Source organism: Paraburkholderia sp. EG286B (genome assembly GCF_040965655.1).
GTDB lineage: Bacteria > Pseudomonadota > Gammaproteobacteria > Burkholderiales > Burkholderiaceae > Paraburkholderia.
The window spans coordinates 529961-554127 of sequence record NZ_JBFRCF010000001.1; the positions used below are offsets into that span (position 1 = coordinate 529961).

Consider the following 24167-nt stretch of genomic DNA (forward strand, 5'->3'; position numbering starts at 1 on the left):
TCACACCACGCCGTGCTCCTTGAACCAGGCAATCGCGCGCTTCCAGCCGTCTTCCGCATCGGCCTTGCGATAGCTCGGCCGGTAGTCCGCGAAGAACGCGTGGCCCGCGTCGTCGTACACGACGATTTGCGAGCCGCGCCCGCCCTGCGGGCCCTGCGCGATGGCGGCCTTCATCTGCTCGAGCGTGTCCTGCGGAATGCTGTTGTCCTGCAAGCCATACATGCCGAGTACCGGCACCTGCAGATTGCCCGCGAGATCGAGCGGATTTTGCGGCGAATTTTCCGTGTGCGCGCCCGCCACGCGGCCATACCAGGAAACCGCCGCCTTGATGCGCGGATTGTGCTCGGCATAGAGCCACGTGTAGACCCCGCCCCAACAGAAGCCATTGACGCCCACGCGCTTCAGATCGCCACCGTGCTCGCCGGCCCAGACAAGCGCCGCATCGATGTCGCCGAGCACCTGGGCATCGGGCACCTTGCTCGCGATGTTCTCGCTGATTTGCTGCACCGTCGGGTACACCGAGGCATCGCCCTGGCGCACGAAGAAGTCCGGCGCGATGGCCAGATAGCCGAGCTTCGCAAAGCGGCGGCACACATCGGCGATATGCTCGTGCACGCCGAAGATCTCGTGAATCACGATGATCACCGGCAAGTGCGTCTTGCCGCGCGGCTGCGCGCGATACGCCGGGACGAGCGTGCCGCCCGACTGGAAGCCGATCTCGCCGGCTTCGAGGCCTTCGCTGTCGGTGTGGATGGTTTGCGCGGAGACGGGCAGCACGGCAGCGGCGAATCCGCTGCCGAGCGCCGCCTTGATGAAGGTGCGCCGATCGAACGGTACGTGCGGGACGAGGCTATCGACTTCGGGTTTCAGCATGCAACGCTCCTTGAAGATCAAACAGCGGAAACAGGCGGAATGGCGCCGCGCCCCGGACACAAGCACCGCTCGATGCAGACGCTCAGTGCAGCCGCCTAGTGCAGCTTCACGCGCGGCAACGTCGTGCGGCGCAGCCAGTGCGCGAAGGTATCGAGCACCATGCGCGCGTAGCCGTGCAGCGCCGCGATGTGCAGCCGGTACAGCGACATGTACATGAAACGGGCAAACAATCCTTCGATCAACATATTCCCGCCGATCAGCCCGCCCATCAGATTGCCGACCGCGCTGAAGTGGCCGAGCGACACCAGTGAGCCGAAGTCGCGATAGGTGAACTCCTCGAGCGGCTTGCCGGCGAGCAGATTGCCCAGCGACTTGAACAGGAAAGTGGCCTGCTGATGCGCGGCTTGCGCGCGCGGCGGCACACCGCGCTCGTGGCCCGGCCATTCGCAGGCCGCGCAGTCGCCGAGCGCGAAGATGTTGTCATCGAGTTCCGTTTGCAGCGTACGGCGCACGATCAGCTGGCCGAGCTTGTTGACGGTGAGGCCGTCGAGCCGCGACAGCACGGCCGGCGCGGTGATGCCCGCGGCCCAGACCGTGAGGTCCGCGCGCAGGTTCTTGCCGCTCGCGGTGCGCACGACGCCAGGCGCCACTTCGATCACCCGTTCGCTCGTGAGCAGCTTCACGCCGAGCTTTTGCAGCAGCTCGCCCGTCGCCGACGACACGCGCTCGGGCAACGCGGGCAGGATGCGCGGGCCCGCCTCGATCAGCACGATGCCCACGTCGTGGCGCGGATCGAGCTTGTGCAATCCATAGGCCGACAGCACCTGCGCGGTGTTGCGCAGCTCGGCGGAAAGCTCGACGCCCGTCGCGCCCGCGCCGATGATCGCCACCTGCACGCGCGGCTCGGCGCCGGCGTTCATGGCCGGCGCGAGGTCGTCCGCCGTCACCTCCACCGCGACTCTTTCGGGCGCCTGATGTTCGGCACGCATGCACGCAGCGATCAGGCGCTTGCGAAAGCGCTCGGCCTGCTCGACGGTGTCGAGCGCGATGGAATTCTCGGCCGCGCCCGGCACGCCGAAAAAGTGCGTCGTGCTGCCGATCGCGAGCACGAGCGTGTCGTATTCGAGCACGCGCTCGGGCAGCATTTCCGCGCCGTCTTCGTCGAGCACGCGCCCGAGCGTGATGCGCTTCGCCGCACGGTCGAGGCCGATCAGCTCGCCCTGCTGGAACTCGAAGCCGTGCCAGCGCGCCTGCGCCGGATATTCGAGCTGATGCGTGAACGGATCCATGCTGCCCGCCGCGACTTCGTGCAGGAGCGGTTTCCAGATATGCGTTGGATTGCGGTCGACCAGCGTGATCGATGCCGCCTGCGGCTTGCCCCGCTTCGCGCGCGCTTCGCCGTAACGATCGCCGAGCCGTGTTGCCAGTTCCAGCCCGCCTGCGCCTCCTCCCACAACGATAAAGCGATGCATAGACTCTCCGTGCATGTCGAAAGGCGATAGAAAGGCCGATGCATCGACAACATGACTTGCGAGGCACCGGCCTTCAATCAAATCATTGTCGGCTGACGGAGCGCGCGGCGGCAACCCTTGCGGCGCGCATTCGCGACATCACGCACGCGAGGCTTGCCTTATCGCGCGCGCGCAGTTACATCCTGGTTACGGCTTTTGCGGCACAGCGCATTCAGTATGTACTTAGTAGAGCTTCACTAAGCACTACATCGTCTTCAATGCGCCTCTTCCCAGTTCTCGCCCACGCCCACTTCGGCGACGAGCGGCACCTTGAGCTGCGCCACCGAGCACATCAGTTCGGGCAAGCGCTTGCGCACTTCGGCGAGTTCGCCGCCCGGCACTTCGAGCACGAGTTCGTCGTGCACCTGCATGATCATCTTCGTGCCGATCTTGCGTTCGTCGAGCCACTTCTGCACCGCGACCATGGAAAGCTTGATGAGGTCGGCGGCCGTGCCTTGCATGGGCGCGTTGATGGCGGCGCGCTCGGCGGCCTGGCGGCGCGGACCGTTGCCGCCGTTGATCTCGGGCAGCCACAGACGGCGGCCGAAGACGGTCTCCACATAGCCGCGCGACTTCGCGTCCATGCGCGTTTCGTCCATGTAGCGCGCCACGCCCGGATAGCGCGCGAAATAGCGGTCGATATAAAGCTTCGCCGCGTCGCGCGTAATGCCGAGATTCGATGCGAGCCCGAACGCGCTCATGCCGTAAATCAGGCCGAAATTGATGACCTTGGCGATGCGCCGCTGGTCCGCGCTCACTTCGAGCGGCGTGACGCCGAACACCTCGGAAGCCGTGGCGCGGTGAATGTCGTCGCCGCGCGCGAACGCCGCGAGCAGCGACTCGTCGCCCGAGATATGCGCCATGATGCGCAGTTCGATCTGCGAGTAGTCGGCGGAAACGATCTTGTGCCCCGGCGGCGCGATGAACGCCTCGCGAATGCGCCGGCCTTCGCCCGTACGCACGGGGATGTTCTGCAGATTCGGATCGTTCGACGCAAGACGGCCCGTGACCGCCACCGCCTGCGCGTAGTTCGTGTGCACGCGGCCCGTTTGCGCATTCACCATGCGCGGCAGCTTGTCGGTGTACGTGGACTTGAGCTTGGCAAGCCCGCGATGCTCGAGCAGGATCTTGGGCAGCGGGTAATCCTCGGCGAGCTTTTGCAGCACTTCTTCGTCGGTGGAAGGCGCGCCGCTCGGCGTTTTCTTCACGACCGGCAGTTGCAGCTTCTCGAAGAAGATCTGGCCGATCTGCTTGGGCGAGCCCAGGTTGAATTCGCCGCCCGCGAGCGCATACGCTTCCTCTTCGAGCGCGATGAGCCGCACCGCAATTTCCGCGCTCTGCTTTTCGAGCCTTTCGCTGTCGATCAGCACACCGTTGCGCTCCATCTTGCGCAGCACGCGCGACGTGGGCAGCTCGATGTGGCGATACACGTAATCGAGGCCCTTCTCGGGCGCGATCTGCGGATAGAGCGCGCGATGCAGTTGCAGCGTGACGTCGGCGTCTTCGGCAGCGTATTCGGCGGCCTTGTCGAGCGCGACTTCGTCGAAGCCAATCTGCTGCGCGCCCTTGCCCGCCACCTCATCGTACTTGATCGTCTTGATGCCCAGATGGCGCAGCGCGAGGCTGTCCATGTCGTGGCTGCGATGCGATTCGAGCACATACGACTCGAGCAGCGTGTCATGCTCCACGCCGTTCAGCTCGATGCCGTAGTTCGCGAGCACCTGCTCGTCGTACTTCATGTGCTGGCCGACTTTCTTGTGCTTCCCGCTTTCTAGCCACGGCTTCAGGCGCGCAAGCACTTCGTCCTGCGGCAGTTGATCGGGCGCGTCCGGGCCGCGATGCGCAAGCGGCAAATAGGCGGCCACACCGGGTTCCGTCGAGAACGACATGCCGACGAGCTTCGCGACCATCGGATCGAGCGCCGTGGTCTCGGTGTCGAACGCAGTGATTTCGGCGGCTTCGATCCGCTTGAGCCACGTGTCGAACTGCGGCCACGTCTGGATCGTTTCGTAATGGCGCGGGGCATCGACGAACAGCGCGGGCTGCACGTTCGCGTCTTTTTCAGGTACGTCGCCTTTGGTTGCGGCGGGCACCGTCTCGCTCTGCTGACTCGCTTCGGTGACTTCGCGCAGCCAGGTCTTGAAGCCGTGGCGCGCAAAGATATCGCGCAGTTCTTCGCGCGCTTCGGCTCGCGTGGCGAGCGACGCTTCGATCGACTCGAGATGCGGCGCGAGATCGCAAGCCGTTTCCACCGTGACGAGCTTTCTCGCCATCGGCAGGAAGTCGAGCGCGTCGCGCAGATAACCGCCCACAGCGCCCTTGATTTCATCCGCATGCGCGATCACGCCGTCGAGCGAGTCGTATTGCGCGAGCCACTTGACCGCCGTTTTCGGGCCGCACTTGTTCACGCCCGGCACGTTGTCGACGGTGTCGCCGATGAGCGAGAGATAATCGATGATGCGCTCCGGCGGCACGCCGAACTTCGCGATCACGCCTTCGCGATCGAGCGTTTCATTCGTCATCGTGTTGATGAGCGTGACGTGGTCCGTCACGAGCTGCGCGAGGTCCTTGTCGCCCGTGGAAACGATGACCTTCATGCCGAGCTTCTCGGCCTGATGCGCGAGCGTGCCGATCACGTCGTCGGCCTCCACGCCTTCGATCATCAGGAGCGGCCAGCCGAGCGCGCGCACGGCCGTGTGAATGGGCTCGATTTGTGCAGCGAGCGGCTCGGGCATGGAAGGCCGGTTGGCCTTGTACTCGGGGTACCAGTCGTCGCGGAACGTCTTGCCCTTTGCATCGAACACGCACGCGCTATACTCTGCCGTAACGTCCTTGCGCATGCGACGCAGCATGTTGATGATGCCGTATAGCGCGCCCGTGGGTTCGCCATCAGGACCGCGCAGATCCGGCATCGCATGGAAGGCCCGATAGAGATAGCTAGAACCGTCGACCAGCAACAGGGTCTTACCTTCCAGCTCATTTTGTAGCTTCGTTTCCACGCGTAGTTCTTCAGGCATTATGGACAAGAGAAAAGTGATTCCGAGTCTGCGTTCACTCGCAGATCAAGAGCGCGCGACGGCCAAGAAGGCGCGCGCATCGTGGCAGATGTTCACGATTATGGCAGAGTTTATCGAGGCGACCGAGTACCTGTCCGAGATCCGGCCAGCGGTCAGCATCTATGGTTCCGCCCGCCTGAAACCGGAGTCGGAGTACTACCAGCTCGCCACCACCATCGCGCGCAAGGTGTCCGATGCGGGCTTCGCCGTGATCTCCGGCGGCGGCCCCGGCATCATGGAAGCCGCGAACCAGGGCGCGCATGCGGGCAAGTCGCCTTCCGTGGGCCTGAACATCGAGTTGCCGCACGAGCAGTCGGGCAACCAGTGGCAGGACATCTCGCTGCGCTTCCGCCATTTCTTCACGCGCAAGGTCACCTTCGTGAAGAACTCGGACGCCGTGATCGTCATGCCCGGCGGCTTCGGCACGCTCGACGAACTGGCCGAGGTGCTCACGCTCATCCAGACGAAAAAATCGCGTCACGTGCCCATCATTCTGGTGGGCGCCGCATTCTGGAAGGGCCTGCTCGACTGGTTCCGCTCGGCGCTCGTGCCCATGGGCCTCATCAATCCCGAAGACATGAATTTGATGCAGGTGATCGACGACCCGGACCAGGTGCTCGAAGCCGTTCTCAAGTTCTACGAAGATGCGGACACCGCCGAAGATACCGGCAAGGAACACCCGGCGCGCCGCGACCGCGACTCCGACGAAGACCGGATGTTCTATCTCTGATGCACCGCTTGCGGCGCGGCGTGCGGATGGCCTGCGGTTGACGTTTCCGTAGGCCTGCGCACCGCTCGCGCCTCAGCGCATCACTCCCCTCATGCTTTCTCCGCGCTTGCGGGCACGCCGGATGCACCGAGCGGCGCCCGCGCGCTCGCCTGCTCCTCCAGCCAGCGGCAAAACTGCACGACGAGCGGCGCTTGCGCCACCTCGCGGCGCGCCACCCACCAGTAGCCGCGCGCGTCGAGATGCGGCCCCGCGAGCGGGGTGACGAGCCGCCCCGACGCGAGCTCGTCGTCGAGCAGCGGCAGCGGGCCGAGCGCGACACCCAGACCATCCACGGCGGCCTGCAAGGCCAGATAGAAGTGGTCGAACGACTGCTTCTTGCGGCATTTGGCTTTCACGCCTGCGGCCGCGAGCCAGGTGCGCCACGCATCGGGCCGCGTGTCCGAATGCAGCAGCACGTGGCGCGCCAGATCGCTCGCCTGATGAATCGGCGCGCGTTTGAGCAGCGCCGGACTGCACACCGGCAGTTCCATCTCGTCGAGAAAATGACCGGCCTCGCAGTCGCGCCAGTGGGCCGGACCGCGCCGTACGGCCACGTCGAAGCCTTCGAGCGTCTCGACCGGGGCGTTCGAGGTGGACAGGCGCAACTCGACGTTCGGCGCGAGCCGCTGAAACTGCGAGAGCCTCGGCAGCAGCCATTTCATCGCGAAGGTAGGCAGCGCGCTCACGCGCAGCACGTGCACCACGCCTGTGTCGCGCAGCTGGCTGGTTGCGCGCGCGATGTCGTCGAATGCCGACTGCACGGCGGCGAGGTAGCGCCGCCCGTCCTCGGTCAGCGCGACCCGCTTGCCGTGCCGGTGAAACACCTGCACGCCGACCCACGCCTCGAGCGCGGCCACCTGCCGGCTGATGGCACCGTGAGTCACATTGAGTTCGCCCGCCGCGGCAGAGAAGCTGTTGTGCCGCGCGGCGGCTTCGAACGCGCGCAGCGCGGGAAAGGGAGGAAGGGAGCGTGCCATGCTTGTGAGTGTAGATCACAAGAGCGCGCCATAGAAATCGTTTTGCCGCGCGCGCGAATGGGCTTAATCTCCGAACTTGCCTCAGAGGTCCCTTCCATTCATGAAACAACCCATCTCCTCGCCCGCCGCAGCCGGACATGGCACGGACGACGGCCTGCATACGCCGACGGTACGCGATCTGTTCCTCGGCTTTCTCGGTCTCGGCTTCACGTCGTTCGGCGGCGCACTGCCGTTGGCGCGCCGCACCATCGTCGAGCAGCGCCGCTGGCTCACCGCCAGCGAGTTCACCGATCTGCTCGGCCTCTGCCAGTTCTTGCCGGGCGGCAACGTCATCAATCTCTCGGTCGCGCTCGGCATGCGTTTCCATGGATGGCGCGGCGCGCTCGCCGGCATCCTCGGCCTGATCGCGGGTCCGTCGCTCGTCGTGATCGGGCTCGGCGTGCTCTACGAGCGCACGCAAGACGACCCGCATGTGCGGCATCTGTTCGTCGGGCTCGCCGCGGCTGCCGCCGGGCTGCTCGTCTCGATGGCGCTGAAAATCGTGCTGCCGCTGCGGCGCGATCCCGCCGCGGCCGTCGTCGCCGCGCTCGGCTTCGTGGCCATCGCCGTGCTGCGCACGCCGCTCTTGCCCACCATGCTCGTGCTCACGCCGATCGGCATCGCGCTCGCGGCCCGCGCGGCGCGCAAGGAAGGAGGCTCGCGATGAGCGCCACACTCGTTGCGCTCGCCGCGATCTTCGGCCAGCTCTCGCTGCTCGCTTTCGGCGGCGGCAACACGATCCTGCCCGAGATGCAGCGCCAGGTCGTCGAGGTCCACCACTGGATGCCGGCGAGCGAGTTCAGCGCGCTATTCGCGCTCGCCCAGGCCGCCCCGGGCCCGAACATGATGGTCGTGACGCTGGTGGGCTGGCACGTGGCCGGCTGGGCAGGCATGCTGGTCACGTCGATTGCGAAGTTCGGGCCGTCGTCGCTCGTCACGATCGCCGCGCTGCATGCGTGGGATCGCTTCAAGGACCGCCCGTCGCGGCGCATCGCGCAAAAGGGCCTCGTGCCGGTGACGGCGGGCCTCGTGGCCGCGAGCGCCGTGCTGATCGCGAGAGCCTCCGATCCTTCGTGGATCGCCTGGGCGATTACCGGCGTATGCGCCGTGCTCGCGTTTCGCACGAAGATTCACCCTCTTTGGCTGCTTGGCGCGGGGAGTCTGATCGGGTTGACGGGGTTCGGGCAGTAAGCGACCGGCGGCAAATGATTCGGTATCCGAATTGATGCAAGGCAACAGCGCAATTCGACAGGCTGGCTGGCGCTCACCATGCGCCAGCCAGCCATAAAGCGTCTACTGAAACGCCACCTCCGCAAAGCTGCGCAATTTCCGGCTATGCAGCTTGTGCAGGCCATTCGTGCGCAGAATCTCCATCGCCTTCACGCCGATCTGCAAATGCTGATCGACCTGCGCGCGATAGAACGAATCGGCCATGCCCGGCAGCTTGAGTTCGCCGTGCAGCGGCTTGTCGGACACGCACAGCAAGGTGCCGTACGGCACGCGAAAGCGGAATCCGTTCGCGGCGATGGTCGCGCTTTCCATGTCGAGCGCGATCGCGCGGCTCTGTGAGAGGCGCTGCACCGGCTCGCGATGATCGCGCAGCTCCCAGTTGCGGTTGTCGACGCTCGCCACCGTCCCCGTGCGCATCACGCGCTTGAGTTCCACGCCGTCGAGCTTCGTGACCTCCGCGACCGCACGCTCGAGCGCGAGCTGCACTTCAGCGAGTGCCGGAATCGGCACCCACAGCGGCAGATCGGCATCGAGCACGTGATCCTCGCGCACATAGCCGTGCGCGAGCACGTAGTCGCCCAGACGCTGCGTGTTGCGCAAGCCCGCGCAGTGGCCGAGCATGATCCACGCATGCGGACGCAGCACGGCAATGTGGTCGGTGATCGTCTTCGCGTTCGACGGCCCCACGCCGATGTTGACCATCGAGATGCCGCTGCCGTCCGCACGCTTGAGGTGATAGGCCGGCATTTGCGGCAGGCGCGCGGGCGCCTTGCCTTCGTCGTCCTGTTCGCCCAGGTTCGCGTTGTAGGTCACCACGTCGCCGGGTTCGACAAACGAGGTGTATTCGCTGCGATAGTTGCGCAGGTCGGCGTCGTCGGTGTGCGCCATCATCGCGCGGCCGAGCTTCACGAACTCGTCGATATAGAACTGGTAGTTCGTGTAGAGCACGTAGTTCTGCACGTGCGTGGGCGACGTCGCCGTGTAGTGCTTGAGCCGGTGCAGCGAAAAGTCCACGCGCGGGGCGGTGAAGAGCGCAAGCGGATGCGGCTCGCCCGGCTCCGGCTCGTAGGTGCCGTTTACGATGCGGTCGTCGAGCTGCGCGAGATCGGGCGTATCGAACACGTCGCGCATGGCGAAGAGACGCTCGCGGTCGAGATCGCCTTCGAGGTGGATGCCTTCGGCGAACGCGAAGTGCACGGGAATCGGCTGATCCGACACGCCCACTTCGATGGCCACATGATGGTTCTTCGCCAAGAGGCGCAACTGCTCGCGATAGTAGTTGCCGAAAAGATCGGGCCGCGTGACGGTCGTCTCGAACACGCCGGGGCCCGCCACGAAGCCATACGAGCGGCGCGAGTCGATATGCGTGTTGACGTTGGTGCGAATGCGCACGAACGGATAGCACGCGCGCACGCGGCGCTCGAACGCCTCGCCGCGGCGATAGCGCGCAAACGCGTCGCGCAGGAACGACGTATTCGCTTCGTAGATGCTCGAGAGGCGCGCCACGGCGTCGGCGGCGTCTTCGAAGAATTCGTCCGGGAAGTCGTGCGCCGGCGTCATGAGGGGCCGCAGGTAGCTATCGTTGTTCATCTTCGTTGCCTCTCCGTTTGATGGGTCCACATTACCACGGAAGGTGCGACTTTCTGGCGACCGACCTCGCCGCGCCCGGGGCTTTTGGAGCACCCGCCACGCACGGGCGGCGAGCGCCGCGCACCGCCCGCCGGGCGCGGGCCGCAGCGCTTGCGCGACATGGGGCAAAGCGCCCGGATTTGCTAGAATTGGGGCATCCCATCGGAGAAAGACCATGAAGTCGCACCTTCTTGCCGCCGTCGCGGTGACGCTCGCTTTCAGCGGGGTCGCCATGGCCGCGCCGGCCGACGACGCAAAGACCGCCGTCGAGGCACAATCCGCGCAATCGGAGAACGAACGCGCGGGCCTGCCCGATCTGGCTGCGATCAACAACAAGCCGGCCGCACGCGTCACCTCGAAGGTCAATATCAACGACGTGCCGCGCGTGCCCAGCTATCACGAAGTGAGCCCGAACGGCACCGAAATCACCGAGTTCCGCGACAAGGGCAAGCCCGTCGAGATCAACGTGCATTCGAACTTCGGCACGCGCTACACGATGAGCGCGAACCCCGACACCTCGCCGCAAGTGCGCAACAACGGCCAGGCCAGCACGCGCCTGCCGTCGATCAACCTGCATTACTGAGCCATCCGGGCGCGGGCATGCCTTTAAGGGGCATGCCCGCGCCAACGCCATGTGCGCCGCCCCATGAGCCGGGCCGCGGCCATCGCGCCTGAGCCGGACACGCCTGCAAGCCCCTCGGGCAGCACTTCGCAGCGTTCGCCGACCCGCCATTACCAATCAACCGACCTTCTTGCATGGCCGTCTTCACCGCTGTCACCGACCAAGAGCTTGCCCAATGGCTGCGCGACTACGATCTCGGCGATGTCGTCGAATTTCGCGGCATCCAGTCCGGCATTGAGAACAGCAACTTCTTCCTGACGACGACGCGCGGCGAATACGTCCTGACGATCTTCGAAAAGCTGACGGCCGAACAACTGCCGTTCTACCTCGACCTGATGCGGCACCTCGCCTCGCATCGCGTGCCGGTACCCGACCCCATGCCGCGCAAGGACGGCGCGCTCTTCGGCCTGCTGCAGGGCAAGCCCGCGGCCATCGTCTCGAAGCTCGAAGGCAAGCCCGAACTCGCGCCCGGCGTGGAGCACTGCGCGGAAGTGGGCCAGATGCTCGCGCGCCTGCACCTGGCGGGCCGCGACTACCGCGGCGACCAGCCGAATCTGCGCAGCCTTTCGTGGTGGGAAGAAACGGTGCCGACGGTGCTGCCGTTTCTGGACGACGCCCAGCGCACGCTCCTCACGAGCGAACTCGACCACCAGCGCGCATTCTTCGGCTCGGCCGACTATGCGGCGCTGCCGGGCGGTCCGTGCCACTGCGACCTGTTCCGCGACAACGCGATGTTCGCGCACTCGCACCCCGCGCCGGGCCACGAAGTTCGGCTGGGCGGCTTTTTCGACTTCTATTTCGCCGGCTGCGACAAGTGGCTCTTCGACGTGGCCGTGACCGTCAACGACTGGTGCGTCGACCTCGCCACCGGCAAGCTCGACACGGCGCGCGCCGACGCGCTCCTGCGCGCCTACCAGACCGTGCGCCCGTTCACGCCCGAGGAAACGCGGCACTGGATGGACATGCTGCGCGCAGGCGCGTACCGCTTCTGGGTCTCGCGCCTGTATGATTTCCACCTGCCCCGCTTGGCCGAGCTGCTCAAGCCGCACGATCCCGGCCACTTCGAGCGCATCCTGCGCGAGCGCCTCGCCGGCAGCGAGGCGGGCTCCCATCACGCCTTGCCCCATCGCCCATGCAACTAATTGAAGTCCCCGCGAAGACGGGCTACGTCTGGTTCCGCCAGGGTATCTGGCTGTTCCGCCGCAATCCGCTCGCGTTTCTCACGCTGTTTTTCGCCTATTTGCTGGCGATGACGCTGATTTCCGCGATTCCCGTGATTGGCGGCGTGCTGCCGCTGCTGTTCGTGCCCGGCGTGGCCGTCGGCTTCATGGCGGCGTGCCGCGACACGATCGCGGGCAAACCGGTGTTCCCGACCATTCTGATCGACGGCTTTCGTTCGTACGGCAGCAACGTGGCGAAGCACCTGCTGGCGCTCGGGGCAATTTACGTGGCGGCGATGTTGCTGGTGCTGGCCGCGTCTGCGTTCGTGGACGGCGGCGCGCTATTGCGGCTGATGACGATCGGCGGCGACCTCGACGCGGAAGCGCTCGCCAACAGCGACGTGCCGCTCGCGGTGCTGGCTTCGCTGCTCTGCTACGTGCCGGTGTCGATGCTGTTCTGGTTTGCGCCCGTGCTCACGGCGTGGCACGACGTGCCGCCCGTGAAGGCCATGTTCTTCAGCATTGTGAGCTGCTGGCGCAACAAGGGCGCGTTCATGGTGTACGGGGCGCTGTGGTTTGCCGTCTCGACGGTCGTATCGATCGGCCTGTCGACGCTGCTGCGCGCGCTCGGCGCCGGCGACTTCACGGTCGCGATCCTGATGCCCGCGCTCATCATCGTGACGACGATGCTCTATTGCTCGTTCTACGCGACCTACCGCGGCTGCTTCGGCGTGCAGGAAAAGCAGGCCGCCGAAATGCCGGACTCGGGCCGCTGAACGGCGCGGCACGTCCTTCACGCGCACCATGCAAAAACGGCGCCTTTTGGCGCCGTTTTCATTTTGCCCCGCTAGCGGGGCGCAGCATTCCTGCTTAGCCGTAGTGGTTCATCCACGACGGGTGGCGCGTGGCCTTCTCGCGATCCATCTTGCGCATGCGGAACTCGAGATCGTAGATGTCGACGGACTGCGCGAGATACGCTTCCTCGCGCTGCTGGCGGCGAGCTTCGGCGGTTTCGGAGAGGAACAGGAAAAGACGGCTGAGCAGGTACATGATTTGGCCCTTCTTTGACGGGCACGTGCCCGCGAATCGAATGAAGCCATTATAGGGTAAACCCTGTTAAGGGTAAACCCCTAAGTTACCCGTAGTCGCTTTTAACCAACGTCCTGTGTCAATTCGGCGTCGTAGGCCTCGTCGAAGGCCTCGCGGCGCTGGGCCTCGAAAAAGTCCCAGATCAGCGTGCTCGCGTCCGGTCCCGTCGAGGAATGGAACGGCACGGTGTCGTCGCCGCCGCTCCAGGCGTGGTCGAGGTCCGCCACGCGGCACAGCCGCACGACGCTCGCACCGTCGAGCTCGTAATCCTGCTCGCGATAACCGTCCTTGAAGGTCTCGCGCGACACGACGCCCTGACGCACGCCGCGCGTACCCGCAAGACCGTTCAGGCGCAGCAGTTGCAGCGCGAGCTGTTCCGCGTTGACGGGCGCGACGACGGCGTCCGCCTCGCCCTGTACGACGATCGCCGGCATGCCCGGATGGATGCGCGCGCCCAGTTGGGTATCGACGAGCGCCACCGGCTCGTGGTGCACGCCGCGCCGCATCACATCGAGCGCCGTCACGCCGGAGCGTGCTTCACCGAAAGCGGGGCCAGAATGCAGTGCAATGGCGGCGAAACGGCTGGGCGAGCGCACCGCGAGCAGCATCGCGAGCCCCGCGCCCGCCGACAAACCCGCCAGATAGATGCGCGAGCGGTCGAAGCCGTGCTCCTCGACGAGCGCATCGACCAGCGAAACGACGGACGCCGCTTCGCCGCCACCCGCCGCGTCGCGCGCGTCGTACCAATGCCAGCACTGGTGCGGGTGCGCGCGTTCCGACTGCTCGGGATACACCACCGCGAAACCATGGCGGTCGGCGAGCAGATTCATGCGGGTGCCTTCGGCGAAGGAATCCATCGACTGCTTGCAGCCGTGCAGCATCACGACGACGGGCATGCCCTTCGTCTTGCGCCCCGGCGGCAGATAAAGCCCGTAAGGCAGCGAGCGCCCGGCATGCTGGTCGTTCGCCGGTACAAGGTGCTCCGCGCGGCGCCATTCGCCCGCGGCCCAGGCGGCCGCGCGCGGACCCACGCGCGACTCGCGCACCGGCGCGCCGCTGCGCGCTTGCGTCGGCGTGAAGTGTTTGGCCGCCTGCTCGGCTGCGGCCTGAGCGGCGCGCCAGATTGCCTGCGGCCTGGGTGCATCGCTCCCCGCGCCTTTCAGGGCGTCGCGGGCCGCCCGGGTCTGGATGGCGAGCAGACGTCGCATGCCACCAGCCCATAGCTTCGTCAGATTTTTCGTCATCTATGGCCTCGTAAAAGGGTCTGACACATCGTGGCGTTTTGCCGCGATCCGTCGTTGTGCAACGCACAATAACACCATTTGGATGACGCTGCAGATCGGACAGGCTGGATTCTGTCCGGGCGTGCGTTCGTCGAGGCACGCCTTCGTCTATGCGGGGCAGCTATACTGGATGCATGTCTCACGCGCGTGTCGGCCAGCCAGGCGGCTCGCGCGTTAAGTCGCTATGAAGTAGCGGATAAGCACCTGCAACCCCAGGATCCTTCTTCTGACAGCCGGCAGCGCGGACTCATGCCAGATTTGCCCATTCACCTTTGGTACTCGATTACCAACCTCGGCGGCGCAGGGCTCACCCTGCCGCTCGCGTTGGCAATCGCGCTGTGGCTGATGGTCGGCTATTCGTGGCGCATGGCGGCGAGCTGGGTGCTGGTGCTCGGCCTGGCGATCGGCCTGGTGACGCTTACCAAGATCGCGTTTCTCGGCTGGGGTGTGGGGGTAAGAGAACTGGATTTCACGGGGATCAGCGGCCACGCCATGTTGTCCACGGCCGTCTATCCCGTTGCGTTTTTCCTGATGCTGCAAGGCGCGCCGTCCTTCGTGCGTGCCACAGGCGTGACCATAGGCCTCGCGGTGGGACTCGCAGTCGCGCTCTCGCGCGTAGTGCTCGACGCTCACTCGCCTTCCGAGGCTGTCACGGGCTGCGTGGTCGGGGCGCTCACCGCGCTCGTGTTCGCGCGCTACTGGTGGCAGGCACAAGCCCGGCGAATTTCAGCGGCGGCCGTCGCGCTGAGCCTCGCGGCGCTGACTATCGCATTGCACAACGTGCATGTGCCCACGCATCGCTGGGTCACGCACATCGCGCTCACGGTTTCGGGTCACGACCGGCCCTACGTGCGTGCCAAATGGAAGGCCAACCGCCCCAACCGCGCGCCGGTCGCGCCCGTCTCGCAAACCCGCAACGGCCTCACGCCCCCCGCCCAGCGCCACGCCTGAACCATCCGCCTGACTGGCGGCCGCCGGTGTCGTTCGCCGCTCAACCGGCCACCCCTAGCAGCACGCTCGAAGCCTTGAACACGGCCGTCGCCGCTTGTCCTGCGGCGAATCCCAGCGCGTCCACGCTCGCTTCGGTCACGATCGCGGCGATCACGGCGCCGCCCGGCAGGGCGAGCGTCACCTCGGCGTTCACGGCGCCGCGCCGCACGACCTCGATCGTCCCGCTGAGCCGGTTGCGCGCCGAAAGCCGCTCGGCGTCTTCCGCGCTCGCGACCAGCACGACCGACGTCGCCTTCACGAGCGCCACCACGGGCGCGCCCGCGGCAAGCCCGAGCGCTTCGGCGCTCTCGTGCGTGATCGTGGCCACAATGCCTTCGCCGCCGGGCAGCGCGATCGACACCTCGTCGTTCACGGCGCCACGCACGATCCCCGAGACGGTGCCGAAGAGCTGATTGCGCGCGCTCGTGCGCATGGCGAAGCGGCCGAGCACGGCGAGGTCGCGCGCGAACCCGCCAGCGTGCACGTCGCCGCCTTCGCCCGAAACGGCCCCGAGCGCGTGCGCCGCACGCTCGATGAAGCGCTGGTGCTCGTGCTCGATGGCGCGAAACGTCCCGACGAGCCGCAGCGCCCGCGGCGTGAGCGTCGTCCCGCCGCCGCCCTTGCCGCCCGTCGCGCGCACCACGAGCGCCTCGCCCGCGAGATTGTTCATGACGTCGACGGCGTCCCAGGCGCCCTTGTAGCTCATGCCGACCGCTTTCGCGGCGCCCGTGATCGAACCGGTTGCATGGATGGCTTCCAGCAGCGCAATGCGCGCCGCGCCACCCAGCATCTGCTGGCCGGACTGAAACCAGACCGAGCCGCCCAGACCCAGTTCCGGCGCTTCCGCGGGTGTTGATGTGTCAGTGGAACCGGTGTCGGCTTGGCCGGCTCCGGTGGATGGGGAGTTCAGGTCAGTGGGATTCATCATGCGCAAAACAAGCCAAACAAAATGAAACGAGCGACGGTTCGGCGCGGCTCGCCAAACCGCTAAGCCGCGCCAACGATTATAGAGACGCGCCTCAGGCGCCGCGCGCCACCTTCGGCTCGCCCAGTTCGCGCAACAGGCGTTCGCCCTCCTTCGCGGTATAGCGCTTGACGGCCTCGCACCAGCCGCGCGCGAAGCCGAGCTGATACGGCTCGGCATCCATGCGCTCGAGGTAGCGCAGGGCCACCGCGGCGTCGTTGCCGTCGCCGAGCACGCTCTGCAGCCGCGCGAGCGAGCGCGCCACCTCCATGCGCGTGCGGCGCGACGTGAGCGTCGCGAAGAATTCGATCGTGTAGCGCAAATACTTCGCATTGATGCGCGCCCGATGACGGCTCGCCTCGTCGATGGCCGTGAGCTTTTGCGTGCTCGCGAGCCGCTCGTAGTAGCGCCGCACGCGCTTCTTCGCGTGGCGGTGCAGCGAAAACCCGGCGCTGCCGGCGTCGTGCGCGCGCCGCGCGAGGAGGTCGAGCCACTGGAGCCACGCCAGCGCCGCGAGCGCGTAGCGCTGCGAAGCCAGCGCCTCGCGCAGCCGCGCGCGCGCGGCGAGCCGCTGCGCGTTTGCCGCGTCGCGAATCGCGTCCCAGCGGCCCGGCTCGACGTCGGCGGTGGCGAGCGCCGGCAGCGTCGATTCGACGAAGACATCGCGGTCGCGCGCATCGCCGAGCAGGCCGCCGAGCCATTTGAGCTCCGGCTCGATGCGCGTTTCCCAGGTCTCGTCGCACCAGCGCGAGAAGATGCGCATGGCGGTGCGCAGCCGCCGCTGCGACACGCGCATCTGATGGATGAACTCGCCGTTCGTGCTGTCGCGCACCCCCGCGTCGTTGCCGAACCACTGCGCGCTGATGTTGCGCCCGATCGCCACGAGCGCGGCCTCGGCGGTGGCCGCGCCGGCCAGATCCACGGCTTCGGCCTTGATGGCTTCGGCGTCGCCGGTCACGCTGCCGGCGCTGGCGCGCTCGAGCGCGTCGGTCAGCCGCACGAATGCGGGCAGCGCCCCGATCAGGTCGCCAGCACAGGCAAACAGCGCATCGACGATGGGCCGCTCGTCCTCGCCTTCGGGCCAGGGCGCGCTCACGCGCAACTCGTGCAACTCGTGCGAGTCGGGCGGGTGCGCAGCATCCGCGCCGTGAGTGTCCTGAGCCGGCGGTTCTTGCTGCGCTGCCGACGGCTCGTGCAAATCTTCGTCGAATGCGAGCAGCACCTCGATGCCGTCACGCGGCCACTGCCAGCGGCTGCGCATCGTCACGAGCGTGGCCGACGCCGCGAGATCGTCCGCGCTGCCCAGCGCCTCGCGAAACGGCTCGGGCGCGGCGTCGAAGAGCGCATGCGCGATGCCGTTCGCATCGAGCGCCGCCTCGAAGATCGGTGCGACCACGGTGACCCCCGGCGTATGAACGCGCCGGCTCGACACGACGACGCGCTGCGTGTCGCCGCGCGATTCGACCGCCACGCGCCAGCCGAGTCCCCCAAGGACGCCGCCGCGGTCGAAGGCGACCGTCGTCACGCGCTCGTGCGCATCGTGCAGCGCCACGAGCGTCGGCAAAGCCGCGCCCAGGCTGGCGGCCCGCTCCGATGGTTTCGGGCCGGCGTGCGCCCTGGACGCCGCTCCCGTGGCGGCGGCGACTTTTTTTGCGCTTTTTCTATCCGGCGCTGCCGGGATCACGACATCCAGCACGATTTCCAGAACGCGATCCATGAACGCTCCAGGGTTCTGTCGGGCGACGGCTTGGAACAGTGCAAGCGGATGGAGAGCCAGGAACTGCGACGACGCGATCGATGGTACACGCGCGCGCGCCTCGATGCCCCAGGTAACGTCCCTGACCCTTCCGGCAACCGGAGTCTGATGATGGTCAAGACTGCCACGACTGGAGGGTGGAAAAATAATCACGTGCCAATTTCTCCCATTTTGCCTGTCTGTAAGGAGTGTTGAGTGTTCCCTGAGTACAGAGATTTGATTTCGCGCCTCAAGATCCAGGACGACCATTTCGCCCGGATTTTTCATCGTCACAACGAGCTCGACCAGCAGATCAAGAACATGGAGGCTGGTGTCGTGGCTTCGCACGGCATGGAAGTCGAGCAGCTGAAAAAGGAAAAGCTTCAACTCAAGGACTCGCTCTACCTCATCCTCAAAAAGGCGGCAAACGCCTGAAACCAGGCGGCGTCCGGCGCTGGCCGTTAGCTGGGTTAGCGGGCTGGCGCTGGCCGTCGGCGCGCCGGCTTTTGCCCCGGCGCCGCCCTGCCAGTCAAGCCGCGACGACTTCCCTGCGCGCCATTGCCGCTCGCACTTCGGGGCATCCGCCTTGAATGCGAGTCACTCCGCACGCGCTCCCCTCCCCGCATCCGCCGACACCATGCCCAAATCCATTCCCTGCCCTGCTTCCGACACCGCCGGCCCCGCCGCGCGACTACCGCTCGTCACGCCCCACAGCGCCGAGTTGCGCACGGTCGACAGTGCCGTCGAATCCGCGAGCGAGGCCATCGCGGGCGCTGTCCACGATCTCGTCGCGCGCACTCGCGCCGGGCACAATCCGCCCGCCATGCTGCTCGAGTCGATCGCGGCATTGATGCAAGGCATGTCGCCCGACGAAGCCGCCCAGTTGCGCAGCCTGATCCTCGAAGGCAACCCTGCCGACTGGCGCCCCTCGCGCACGCGCCACCCCGACGAGGAACTCGCCTCCGGCTGGCGCGAAGGCAGCTATCCGTATCGCAATCTGATGTCGCGCCGCGCCTACGAGCGGCAGAAGTATCGGCTGCAGGTCGAACTGCTCAAGCTCCAGGCGTGGGTGCGCGAAACCGGTCAGCGCGTGGTGATCCTGTTCGAGGGCCGCGACGCGGCCGGCAAGGGCGGCACGATCAAGCGCTTCATGGAGCACATGAACCCGCGCGGCGCGCGCGTCGTCGCGCTCGAAAAGCCCACCGAAGTCGAGCGCGGCCAGTGGTATTTCCAGCGCTACGTGCAGCATCTGCCTTCGGCGGGGGAGATCGTGCTGTTCGATCGGTCCTGGTACAACCGCGCAGGCGTCGAGCATGTCATGGGCTTCTGCTCGCCTGAGGAATATGCCGATTTCATGCAGCAGGTGCCGGAGTTCGAACGGCAGTTGATTCGCAGCGGCATCCACCTGATCAAGTTCTGGTTTTCGGTCAGCCGTGGCGAGCAGCGGCGGCGCTTCAAGGAGCGCAAGGTGCATCCGCTCAAGCAATGGAAGCTGAGTCCCGTCGATCTCGCTTCGCTCGACAAATGGGAGGCGTATACACAGGCGAAAGAGGCGATGTTCTCGCAAACGGACACTGCCGATGCGCCGTGGACGGTCGTCCGCTCCGATTGCAAGAAGCGCGCGCGGCTCAATGCCATGCGATTCGTGCTGCACAAGTTGCCTTATGCGAGCCGGGATGCGGAGGCGATTGGGGTAGTCGATCCGTTGCTGGTGAGTCGGGCGCTGTAGTCGGCTTGCCGATTCACGGGTCTGCGCGCTTCCCCCAGATCAATGCCTCGGGGTGGCGTTCGAGATAATCGGCCAGGGCGTTCAGGCTGGCCAGCGTACGCCGCAACCCGGCCAGCGCCTGACGCGTATCGCGCTGCAACGGCGAACTCTCGTCGAGCGTCGCCTGCGCGGAACGAAACGCCTGTTGCGCCGATTCGAGCGTCGAACGCGCAGCCGGCACGAGCTCCGTATCTAGCCGTGCAAACAGGACATTCGACTGCTGCAACGAGGCGTCCAGGTTGCGCCCGATCTCCTGAAGCGGCATACGGTCGAGCCGGCGCACGATATTCGACACCTGATCCTGGAGTTCCTCGAGCGAGTTGGGCACCGTCGGCAGTTCGACCGGCGAGCGCTCCGTGTCCACGCGCGCCGCGGGTGCGTGCGGGAAGATGTCGAGTGCGACGTACTTCTGCCCCGTCAAAAGACTTCCGGTGCGCAGCTGTCCGCGCAGTCCCTGAGCGACGAGCTGTCGCAAGAGGCTCTTGCCCGCCGCTCCCGTGCCGTCGCCGAGCGCGTCGCGGTAGTTGCGGCCGAGCCGCGAGGGATACAGGCTCAGCGTGACCAGCATGTCGAAACGTCCGCTTTCGGGTTGGAGGTCGATCGCGACTGCCGTGACCGTGCCCAACCCGACCCCGCGGAATTCGACTGGCGCCCCGACGGACAGCCCTCGCACCGACTGCGCGAAACGCATGCGCACCACGGCAGGCGGACCTTCGTTGGCGCGCATCGCGTCCGTGCGGCTTTCCGCGAGGCGGAAATCCTCCACGCTCGTGGCGGACACGGCGCGCACGCTCCCACGCGGCGTATCGAATGCCAGGCCGCCAGCGAGCAGCGCCGCGGCCGGCGGCGTCTCCAGCCGCATACCGCCGGAATCGAGCTTGAGTTCGACGCCGCTCGATTGCCACCAGCGCGTATCGGACGTGACCAGACAATCGAACGGTCTCCTGACGAAAACGCCGATACGGACGTTGTCGCCGCTGGGCACCAGCGAATAGCCGAGCACCTCCCCGACCTGCACACCGCGAAAATAAACGGGCGAGCCGGCATTCAGCGAGCCGAGCGTTGGGGCGCGAATCACGAAACGCGCGCCCTCCTGGTCGCTGGTGATGGCCGGCGGCGTGTCGAAACCGGTGAACATGTAGCACGCCCTGAGCGAATGGGCGTCGATATCGACGTCGATCCACGTTCCCGATACGGCGGTCAGGAGCCCGGATATGTTCTTCACGTCGATGCGCGGACGCACGACCCAGAATTTCGTGCCGCACGTGGCGATGTGCGGTCCGGCGGCATCGAGCCTCAGTTCGGCATCGACGCGCTGTCCATCCGCGGACAAACGCAGATGCTCGAGCCGGCCAACGACCACGCCGCGATATCGCACCGGCGTTTTCCCGGCGACGAGCCCGGCGCCGGACACGAAGCTCACGGTGACGTGCGTGCTGCGTTGCGACAGCGCTTGAGCAAGCAGCAGGCCGCCAGCCAGGTTCGCCAGAACCCACGCGGCCCAGACTGCGGCGTGCCACCACCGCCGGTCACTCACAACCTCCCCACGACGACATGCCATACGCGCCTCGCAAATCGGGATGCAAAGGCGAGCGCACGGCCGAACGCGCATGCAAACAAGCTGGAGAGACTCACGGTGCGTTGAAGATCTGGCGAGAAAGTCGATGAAATTCGGACCGGCGGCGCCCTTTGCCCACAGGCGACTTCGCCGTTAGCGCAACTGCTCGACGAGTGCATCGGCGCCCTTGTCGATGCCGGTTTCGGCCGCGCTCAGCGAGCCGAACGCGGCGGGCAGATTCATCGCGTTCGGGTATTGCTTCGTCACATAGGCGCGAAGCAGACGCCCTGACGCACTGTCGTAGACCTCCACGGCATACGACACCGAGCCGCTGAACGCCCCCTTGCCGCCCCGGATCGCCTGAACGCCGTTATAGAGATTGCCCGCGATGTCGAAATGCATCGCCTGGCCGATCACGGCCGTCGTTTTCTCCGCGCCGGTCAACGTGAGCTTCACGCGCAGCGTCGCGGGCGACGGCTGGGCCGCCAGATCGAAACGCTTCGATAGCGTGTCGGCAAACGTCTTGTGCATGTAGGCGGCGAGCACGTCCTTGTCCGAGTCCGACAGGTCGCCGAACTGATTGTCGGCGCCTTGATACACCGCGACCGGATCGACGATGACCTGCGAATAGCGCGACCAGAGCACCGGCGCCGCATAACGGAACGGCGTCTGCGCGGCGTCGTGATCCCGGTTCTCCTTGAGCTGCGAAGACGAGGCGAGGCTGCTATAGGCAACGGGCTGCACGCCCGCACACGCCGACAACATCAGGAGTACTACGCAAGCCGAAGACGTGAGAAGAAGACGGTTGTTGAGCACGAAGGCATCCTTTTAAAAGTTGCCGGATACCGCCTGGCATCCGGCCGAGTTCACGACGAGACGAAGCGTAGCATCGGTCTCGGAGGATGTAAACCGTCTATCCGGTTTGTTTACAATGTGATGCAGGGGTACAATCACGCCCATGGATAACCAGACACGTTCCGAGATTTCCCGCAAAAAGGCGATTGACGCGGCGCTTGCGATCCTGACCCGCGACGGGGTCGGCGGACTGACATTCGATGCGCTCGCGCGCGAAAGCGGTATCAGCAAAGGCGGGTTGCTACACCAGTTCCGTAACAAACTGGGCGTGCTGCGCGCGCTGCTGGATCGTCAGCGGGAACAATTCGAGCAGATCGCGCAAGATCACCTGGCGGCGGGCGGCCAGGCCCGGGCGGAACCGGTCCTTTCGGCGCAGATCGCGATTTTCAGGGAGTCGATCAACCAGCCGGACTCCGTCGCGCGCGCCGTGCTCGCGGCCCTGGTCGAAAGCCCGGCGCTGCTCGAAGACCTGAAGGCCCAGGACGCGGCCAAGATGGAACAACTGCAGGCCGAGGCCCGCGACCTCGAACTCTCGCTGCTACGCTACTTCGCCGCGAGCGGCATCGCATTCAGCACGCTGCTCGGGCTTTCGGCCGTGCCCGACGCGCTGCGGGAACGGCTTTTCGACCGGCTGCTCGACGAGAAGAAATGGTGATGCGGCCGCCTGGCGAGAGCAATCGCGAGGCATGCTGACGGCCGCATCAGGCGTCAAGCTCCGCGCTCAAGTCGCGTACTGCGCCACCCCGTTCCCGAACGACCAGTTCTCCCGCGCAACATCCACGAGATTCACGAAGACGTCCTCGCGCCGCACCCCCGGATCGCGCGCGAGGTTTTCGGCAATCTGCGCGAACAGCGCCTTCTTCTGATCCTGCCCGCGCGTGTTGCTCACGGCGATCTGGATCATGACCAGATCGTCGCTGCGCTCGATCCCGAGGTAGTGCCGGCCGAACACGAAGTTATCGGCATCGTGCTCGGTGATGATCATGAAGATGTCGTCTTCGGGCGCCTTGAACACCTCCATCAACGCTTGATGAATGCCCTGCGTGAGCGCCTTGCGATACGTGGCGGGCTTGCCTGCGCGAACTGCGATACGAGTGAACGGCATGTCGATCTCCTGCTTCGGTGGGTTTGAGATGACATCAGCTTAGGCGCGGTCTATCATAATAAACAGGCATAGATAGATATTTCATCAATTTTCATTTGAAATGAAACCACTGGATCTCGACGCCGTGCGCGCCTTCGTGCTCGTCGCCGAGCTGCGCAGCTTCACGCGCGCCGCCGACGCCCTCGACACCACGCAGTCGGCCGTGAGCCTCAAGCTCAAGCGTCTCGAGGCGCATCTGGGCAGGCAATTGCTCGAACGCACGCCGCGCGTCGTGCGGCTTTCGGCCGATGGCCTCACGTTCCTCGCCGCTGCGCGCGACCTGCTGGGCGCACATGAGCGCGCGCTCGGGGCGCTTTCGGGCGACGAGCGGCGGCTCGCGCTCGGCCTGAGCGAGCATGTCGCGGACGCCAACCTGGCCCGCCAGCTCGCCCAGCTTCGCGTCCACGATCCGGGGCTCGTGATCGAGCTGCATCTGGGGCACTCGGCGCACCTGCTCGCGCAGTTCGACGAGCGGCGGCTCGATGCCGTCGTCGTGCGTCAGGACGAAGAGGAGGTGCCACGCGGCGATGGCCGCCGGCTCTTCGCGGAGCCGCTCGTCTGGCTCGCCGCGCCGCAATGGCAGCGGCAGCCCGGCACGGCGCTGCCGCTCGCGCTGCTCGCCGCGCCATGCGCGGTGCGGGCCGCGGCGATTCGCGCGCTCGACGCAGCGGGCGTCGCGTGGACCGAAGTGTTCGTGGGCGGCGGGGTCGCCGCGGTGGGCGCGGCGCTGGCCGCCGGGCTCGCGGTCTCGCCGCTGGCGCGCCGGGTCGCGCCGCGCGAGTTGATCGACGTCGGCGCACGGCTCGGTTTGCCCGCGCTGCCGGTTTCGCAGGTCCTGCTCCACTCGCGGGTGCGCGAGCCGCGATCCGCGGCAACACTGCAATTGCTCGCCTCGGGCCTCGGCACAGGCTAGCT

Annotated in this window: 23 protein-coding genes; 11 read left to right on the forward strand and 12 right to left on the reverse strand. The window is 66.2% G+C overall.

The window, feature by feature from the left end; translation table 11 throughout:
• The 3 genes from AB4Y42_RS02535 to polA form a co-directional block, all read right to left on the reverse strand.
• Positions 1–873 carry a dienelactone hydrolase family protein gene (locus tag AB4Y42_RS02535; protein ID WP_368689325.1) on the reverse strand — a complete coding sequence of 291 codons (873 nt, stop codon included), beginning with the start codon at positions 871–873 and terminating at the stop codon, positions 1–3.
• A 95-nt stretch (positions 874–968) separates the two neighbouring features.
• Positions 969–2345: an NAD(P)/FAD-dependent oxidoreductase gene (locus AB4Y42_RS02540; protein WP_368693301.1), complete on the reverse strand. Its 1377-nt coding sequence runs from the start codon at positions 2343–2345 to the stop codon at positions 969–971.
• Between the two features lie 254 nt (positions 2346–2599).
• The gene (polA, locus tag AB4Y42_RS02545) at positions 2600–5401 is read right to left on the reverse strand and encodes a DNA polymerase I (protein ID WP_368693404.1); all 2802 of its coding nucleotides are present in this window, start codon (positions 5399–5401) and stop codon (positions 2600–2602) included.
• 1 nt (position 5402) lies between these two features.
• Here polA and AB4Y42_RS02550 point away from each other — a divergent pair, with 1 nt between their 5' ends.
• Positions 5403–6170, forward strand: coding sequence for a TIGR00730 family Rossman fold protein (locus tag AB4Y42_RS02550; protein WP_368689323.1), 768 nt, complete (start codon positions 5403–5405; stop codon positions 6168–6170).
• Positions 6171–6259: 89 nt separating this feature from the next.
• Here the strand turns inward: AB4Y42_RS02550 and AB4Y42_RS02555 are convergent, their stop codons facing one another.
• Entirely contained in the window at positions 6260–7186 is a 927-nt protein-coding gene (locus AB4Y42_RS02555; protein WP_368693302.1) for a transcriptional regulator GcvA, read from the reverse strand.
• Between the two features lie 100 nt (positions 7187–7286).
• On the opposite strand from AB4Y42_RS02555, the gene AB4Y42_RS02560 reads away from it, so the two are divergent.
• Both AB4Y42_RS02560 and AB4Y42_RS02565 read left to right on the forward strand, forming a co-directional pair.
• A complete protein-coding gene (locus AB4Y42_RS02560) occupies positions 7287–7892 on the forward strand; it encodes a chromate transporter (protein WP_368689321.1) in 606 nt (201 codons plus the stop codon).
• Positions 7889–8416 carry a chromate transporter gene (locus AB4Y42_RS02565; protein ID WP_368693303.1) on the forward strand — a complete coding sequence of 176 codons (528 nt, stop codon included), beginning with the start codon at positions 7889–7891 and terminating at the stop codon, positions 8414–8416. The genes AB4Y42_RS02560 and AB4Y42_RS02565 overlap by 4 nt, the downstream gene beginning before the upstream one ends.
• A gap of 102 nt (positions 8417–8518) precedes the next feature.
• Here the strand turns inward: AB4Y42_RS02565 and AB4Y42_RS02570 are convergent, their stop codons facing one another.
• Positions 8519–10045 (reverse strand): AMP nucleosidase, encoded by a 1527-nt coding sequence (locus tag AB4Y42_RS02570; protein WP_368689319.1) that lies wholly within the window; start codon positions 10043–10045, stop codon positions 8519–8521.
• A 214-nt stretch (positions 10046–10259) separates the two neighbouring features.
• Between AB4Y42_RS02570 and AB4Y42_RS02575 the strand changes: the two genes are divergently transcribed.
• The 3 genes from AB4Y42_RS02575 to AB4Y42_RS02585 all read left to right on the forward strand — a co-directional run bounded on the left by AB4Y42_RS02575 (position 10260) and on the right by AB4Y42_RS02585 (position 12642).
• A complete protein-coding gene (locus tag AB4Y42_RS02575; RefSeq protein ID WP_028202960.1) occupies positions 10260–10667 on the forward strand; it encodes a hypothetical protein in 408 nt (135 codons plus the stop codon).
• Between the two features lie 173 nt (positions 10668–10840).
• Positions 10841–11848, forward strand: a complete 1008-nt coding sequence (locus tag AB4Y42_RS02580; RefSeq protein ID WP_368693304.1) for a homoserine kinase — start codon at positions 10841–10843, stop codon at positions 11846–11848.
• A complete protein-coding gene (locus tag AB4Y42_RS02585) occupies positions 11839–12642 on the forward strand; it encodes a BPSS1780 family membrane protein (protein ID WP_368689317.1) in 804 nt (267 codons plus the stop codon). The genes AB4Y42_RS02580 and AB4Y42_RS02585 overlap by 10 nt, the downstream gene beginning before the upstream one ends.
• A gap of 94 nt (positions 12643–12736) precedes the next feature.
• Here the strand turns inward: AB4Y42_RS02585 and AB4Y42_RS02590 are convergent, their stop codons facing one another.
• Both AB4Y42_RS02590 and AB4Y42_RS02595 read right to left on the reverse strand, forming a co-directional pair.
• Positions 12737–12916, reverse strand: coding sequence for a DUF3563 family protein (locus AB4Y42_RS02590; protein WP_042269847.1), 180 nt, complete (start codon positions 12914–12916; stop codon positions 12737–12739).
• Between the two features lie 101 nt (positions 12917–13017).
• Entirely contained in the window at positions 13018–14199 is a 1182-nt protein-coding gene (locus tag AB4Y42_RS02595; protein WP_368693305.1) for a PHB depolymerase family esterase, read from the reverse strand.
• Between the two features lie 288 nt (positions 14200–14487).
• Here AB4Y42_RS02595 and AB4Y42_RS02600 point away from each other — a divergent pair, with 288 nt between their 5' ends.
• Positions 14488–15189: a phosphatase PAP2 family protein gene (locus tag AB4Y42_RS02600; RefSeq protein WP_368689315.1), complete on the forward strand. Its 702-nt coding sequence runs from the start codon at positions 14488–14490 to the stop codon at positions 15187–15189.
• Positions 15190–15229: 40 nt separating this feature from the next.
• Here AB4Y42_RS02600 and AB4Y42_RS02605 read toward each other — a convergent pair whose 3' ends face one another.
• A complete protein-coding gene (locus tag AB4Y42_RS02605) occupies positions 15230–16156 on the reverse strand; it encodes a TOBE domain-containing protein (protein WP_368689314.1) in 927 nt (308 codons plus the stop codon).
• A 91-nt stretch (positions 16157–16247) separates the two neighbouring features.
• Positions 16248–17909 carry a CHAD domain-containing protein gene (locus AB4Y42_RS02610; RefSeq protein ID WP_368693306.1) on the reverse strand — a complete coding sequence of 554 codons (1662 nt, stop codon included), beginning with the start codon at positions 17907–17909 and terminating at the stop codon, positions 16248–16250.
• A gap of 234 nt (positions 17910–18143) precedes the next feature.
• Between AB4Y42_RS02610 and AB4Y42_RS02615 the strand changes: the two genes are divergently transcribed.
• Positions 18144–18362, forward strand: a complete 219-nt coding sequence (locus AB4Y42_RS02615) for a YdcH family protein (RefSeq protein ID WP_028202952.1) — start codon at positions 18144–18146, stop codon at positions 18360–18362.
• A gap of 202 nt (positions 18363–18564) precedes the next feature.
• Entirely contained in the window at positions 18565–19656 is a 1092-nt protein-coding gene (ppk2, locus tag AB4Y42_RS02620) for a polyphosphate kinase 2 (protein ID WP_368693307.1), read from the forward strand.
• A gap of 13 nt (positions 19657–19669) precedes the next feature.
• On the opposite strand, the gene AB4Y42_RS02625 is transcribed toward ppk2, so the two are convergent.
• A complete protein-coding gene (locus AB4Y42_RS02625; RefSeq protein ID WP_368693308.1) occupies positions 19670–21232 on the reverse strand; it encodes an intermembrane transport protein PqiB in 1563 nt (520 codons plus the stop codon).
• 174 nt (positions 21233–21406) lie between these two features.
• Positions 21407–22018, reverse strand: coding sequence for a DUF3313 domain-containing protein (locus AB4Y42_RS02630; RefSeq protein ID WP_368689345.1), 612 nt, complete (start codon positions 22016–22018; stop codon positions 21407–21409).
• A gap of 193 nt (positions 22019–22211) precedes the next feature.
• On the opposite strand from AB4Y42_RS02630, the gene AB4Y42_RS02635 reads away from it, so the two are divergent.
• Positions 22212–22763, forward strand: a complete 552-nt coding sequence (locus tag AB4Y42_RS02635; protein WP_368693309.1) for a TetR/AcrR family transcriptional regulator — start codon at positions 22212–22214, stop codon at positions 22761–22763.
• A 66-nt stretch (positions 22764–22829) separates the two neighbouring features.
• On the opposite strand, the gene AB4Y42_RS02640 is transcribed toward AB4Y42_RS02635, so the two are convergent.
• On the reverse strand, positions 22830–23213 hold the full coding sequence (locus tag AB4Y42_RS02640) for a tautomerase family protein (protein WP_028202948.1): 384 nt from the start codon (positions 23211–23213) through the stop codon (positions 22830–22832).
• A 100-nt stretch (positions 23214–23313) separates the two neighbouring features.
• On the opposite strand from AB4Y42_RS02640, the gene AB4Y42_RS02645 reads away from it, so the two are divergent.
• Positions 23314–24165: a LysR family transcriptional regulator gene (locus AB4Y42_RS02645; RefSeq protein WP_368693310.1), complete on the forward strand. Its 852-nt coding sequence runs from the start codon at positions 23314–23316 to the stop codon at positions 24163–24165.
• The last annotated feature ends 2 nt before the right edge of the window (positions 24166–24167 follow it).

Bases quoted from the DNA above. Each gene is read 5' to 3' on its own strand.
- AB4Y42_RS02535 (WP_368689325.1), bottom strand. From the start codon at position 873: ATGCTGAAACCCGAAGTCGATAGCCTCGTCCCGCACGTACCGTTCGAT.
- AB4Y42_RS02540 (WP_368693301.1), bottom strand. From the start codon at position 2,345: ATGCATCGCTTTATCGTTGTGGGAGGAGGCGCAGGCGGGCTGGAACTG.
- polA (WP_368693404.1), bottom strand. From the start codon at position 5,401: ATGCCTGAAGAACTACGCGTGGAAACGAAGCTACAAAATGAGCTGGAA.
- AB4Y42_RS02550 (WP_368689323.1), top strand. From the start codon at position 5,403: ATGGACAAGAGAAAAGTGATTCCGAGTCTGCGTTCACTCGCAGATCAA.
- AB4Y42_RS02555 (WP_368693302.1), bottom strand. From the start codon at position 7,186: ATGGCACGCTCCCTTCCTCCCTTTCCCGCGCTGCGCGCGTTCGAAGCC.
- AB4Y42_RS02560 (WP_368689321.1), top strand. From the start codon at position 7,287: ATGAAACAACCCATCTCCTCGCCCGCCGCAGCCGGACATGGCACGGAC.
- AB4Y42_RS02565 (WP_368693303.1), top strand. From the start codon at position 7,889: ATGAGCGCCACACTCGTTGCGCTCGCCGCGATCTTCGGCCAGCTCTCG.
- AB4Y42_RS02570 (WP_368689319.1), bottom strand. From the start codon at position 10,045: ATGAACAACGATAGCTACCTGCGGCCCCTCATGACGCCGGCGCACGAC.
- AB4Y42_RS02575 (WP_028202960.1), top strand. From the start codon at position 10,260: ATGAAGTCGCACCTTCTTGCCGCCGTCGCGGTGACGCTCGCTTTCAGC.
- AB4Y42_RS02580 (WP_368693304.1), top strand. From the start codon at position 10,841: ATGGCCGTCTTCACCGCTGTCACCGACCAAGAGCTTGCCCAATGGCTG.
- AB4Y42_RS02585 (WP_368689317.1), top strand. From the start codon at position 11,839: ATGCAACTAATTGAAGTCCCCGCGAAGACGGGCTACGTCTGGTTCCGC.
- AB4Y42_RS02590 (WP_042269847.1), bottom strand. From the start codon at position 12,916: ATGTACCTGCTCAGCCGTCTTTTCCTGTTCCTCTCCGAAACCGCCGAA.
- AB4Y42_RS02595 (WP_368693305.1), bottom strand. From the start codon at position 14,199: ATGACGAAAAATCTGACGAAGCTATGGGCTGGTGGCATGCGACGTCTG.
- AB4Y42_RS02600 (WP_368689315.1), top strand. From the start codon at position 14,488: ATGCCAGATTTGCCCATTCACCTTTGGTACTCGATTACCAACCTCGGC.
- AB4Y42_RS02605 (WP_368689314.1), bottom strand. From the start codon at position 16,156: ATGATGAATCCCACTGACCTGAACTCCCCATCCACCGGAGCCGGCCAA.
- AB4Y42_RS02610 (WP_368693306.1), bottom strand. From the start codon at position 17,909: ATGGATCGCGTTCTGGAAATCGTGCTGGATGTCGTGATCCCGGCAGCG.
- ppk2 (WP_368693307.1), top strand. From the start codon at position 18,565: ATGCCCAAATCCATTCCCTGCCCTGCTTCCGACACCGCCGGCCCCGCC.
- AB4Y42_RS02630 (WP_368689345.1), bottom strand. From the start codon at position 22,018: ATGTTGTCGGCGTGTGCGGGCGTGCAGCCCGTTGCCTATAGCAGCCTC.
- AB4Y42_RS02635 (WP_368693309.1), top strand. From the start codon at position 22,212: ATGGATAACCAGACACGTTCCGAGATTTCCCGCAAAAAGGCGATTGAC.
- AB4Y42_RS02640 (WP_028202948.1), bottom strand. From the start codon at position 23,213: ATGCCGTTCACTCGTATCGCAGTTCGCGCAGGCAAGCCCGCCACGTAT.
- AB4Y42_RS02645 (WP_368693310.1), top strand. From the start codon at position 23,314: ATGAAACCACTGGATCTCGACGCCGTGCGCGCCTTCGTGCTCGTCGCC.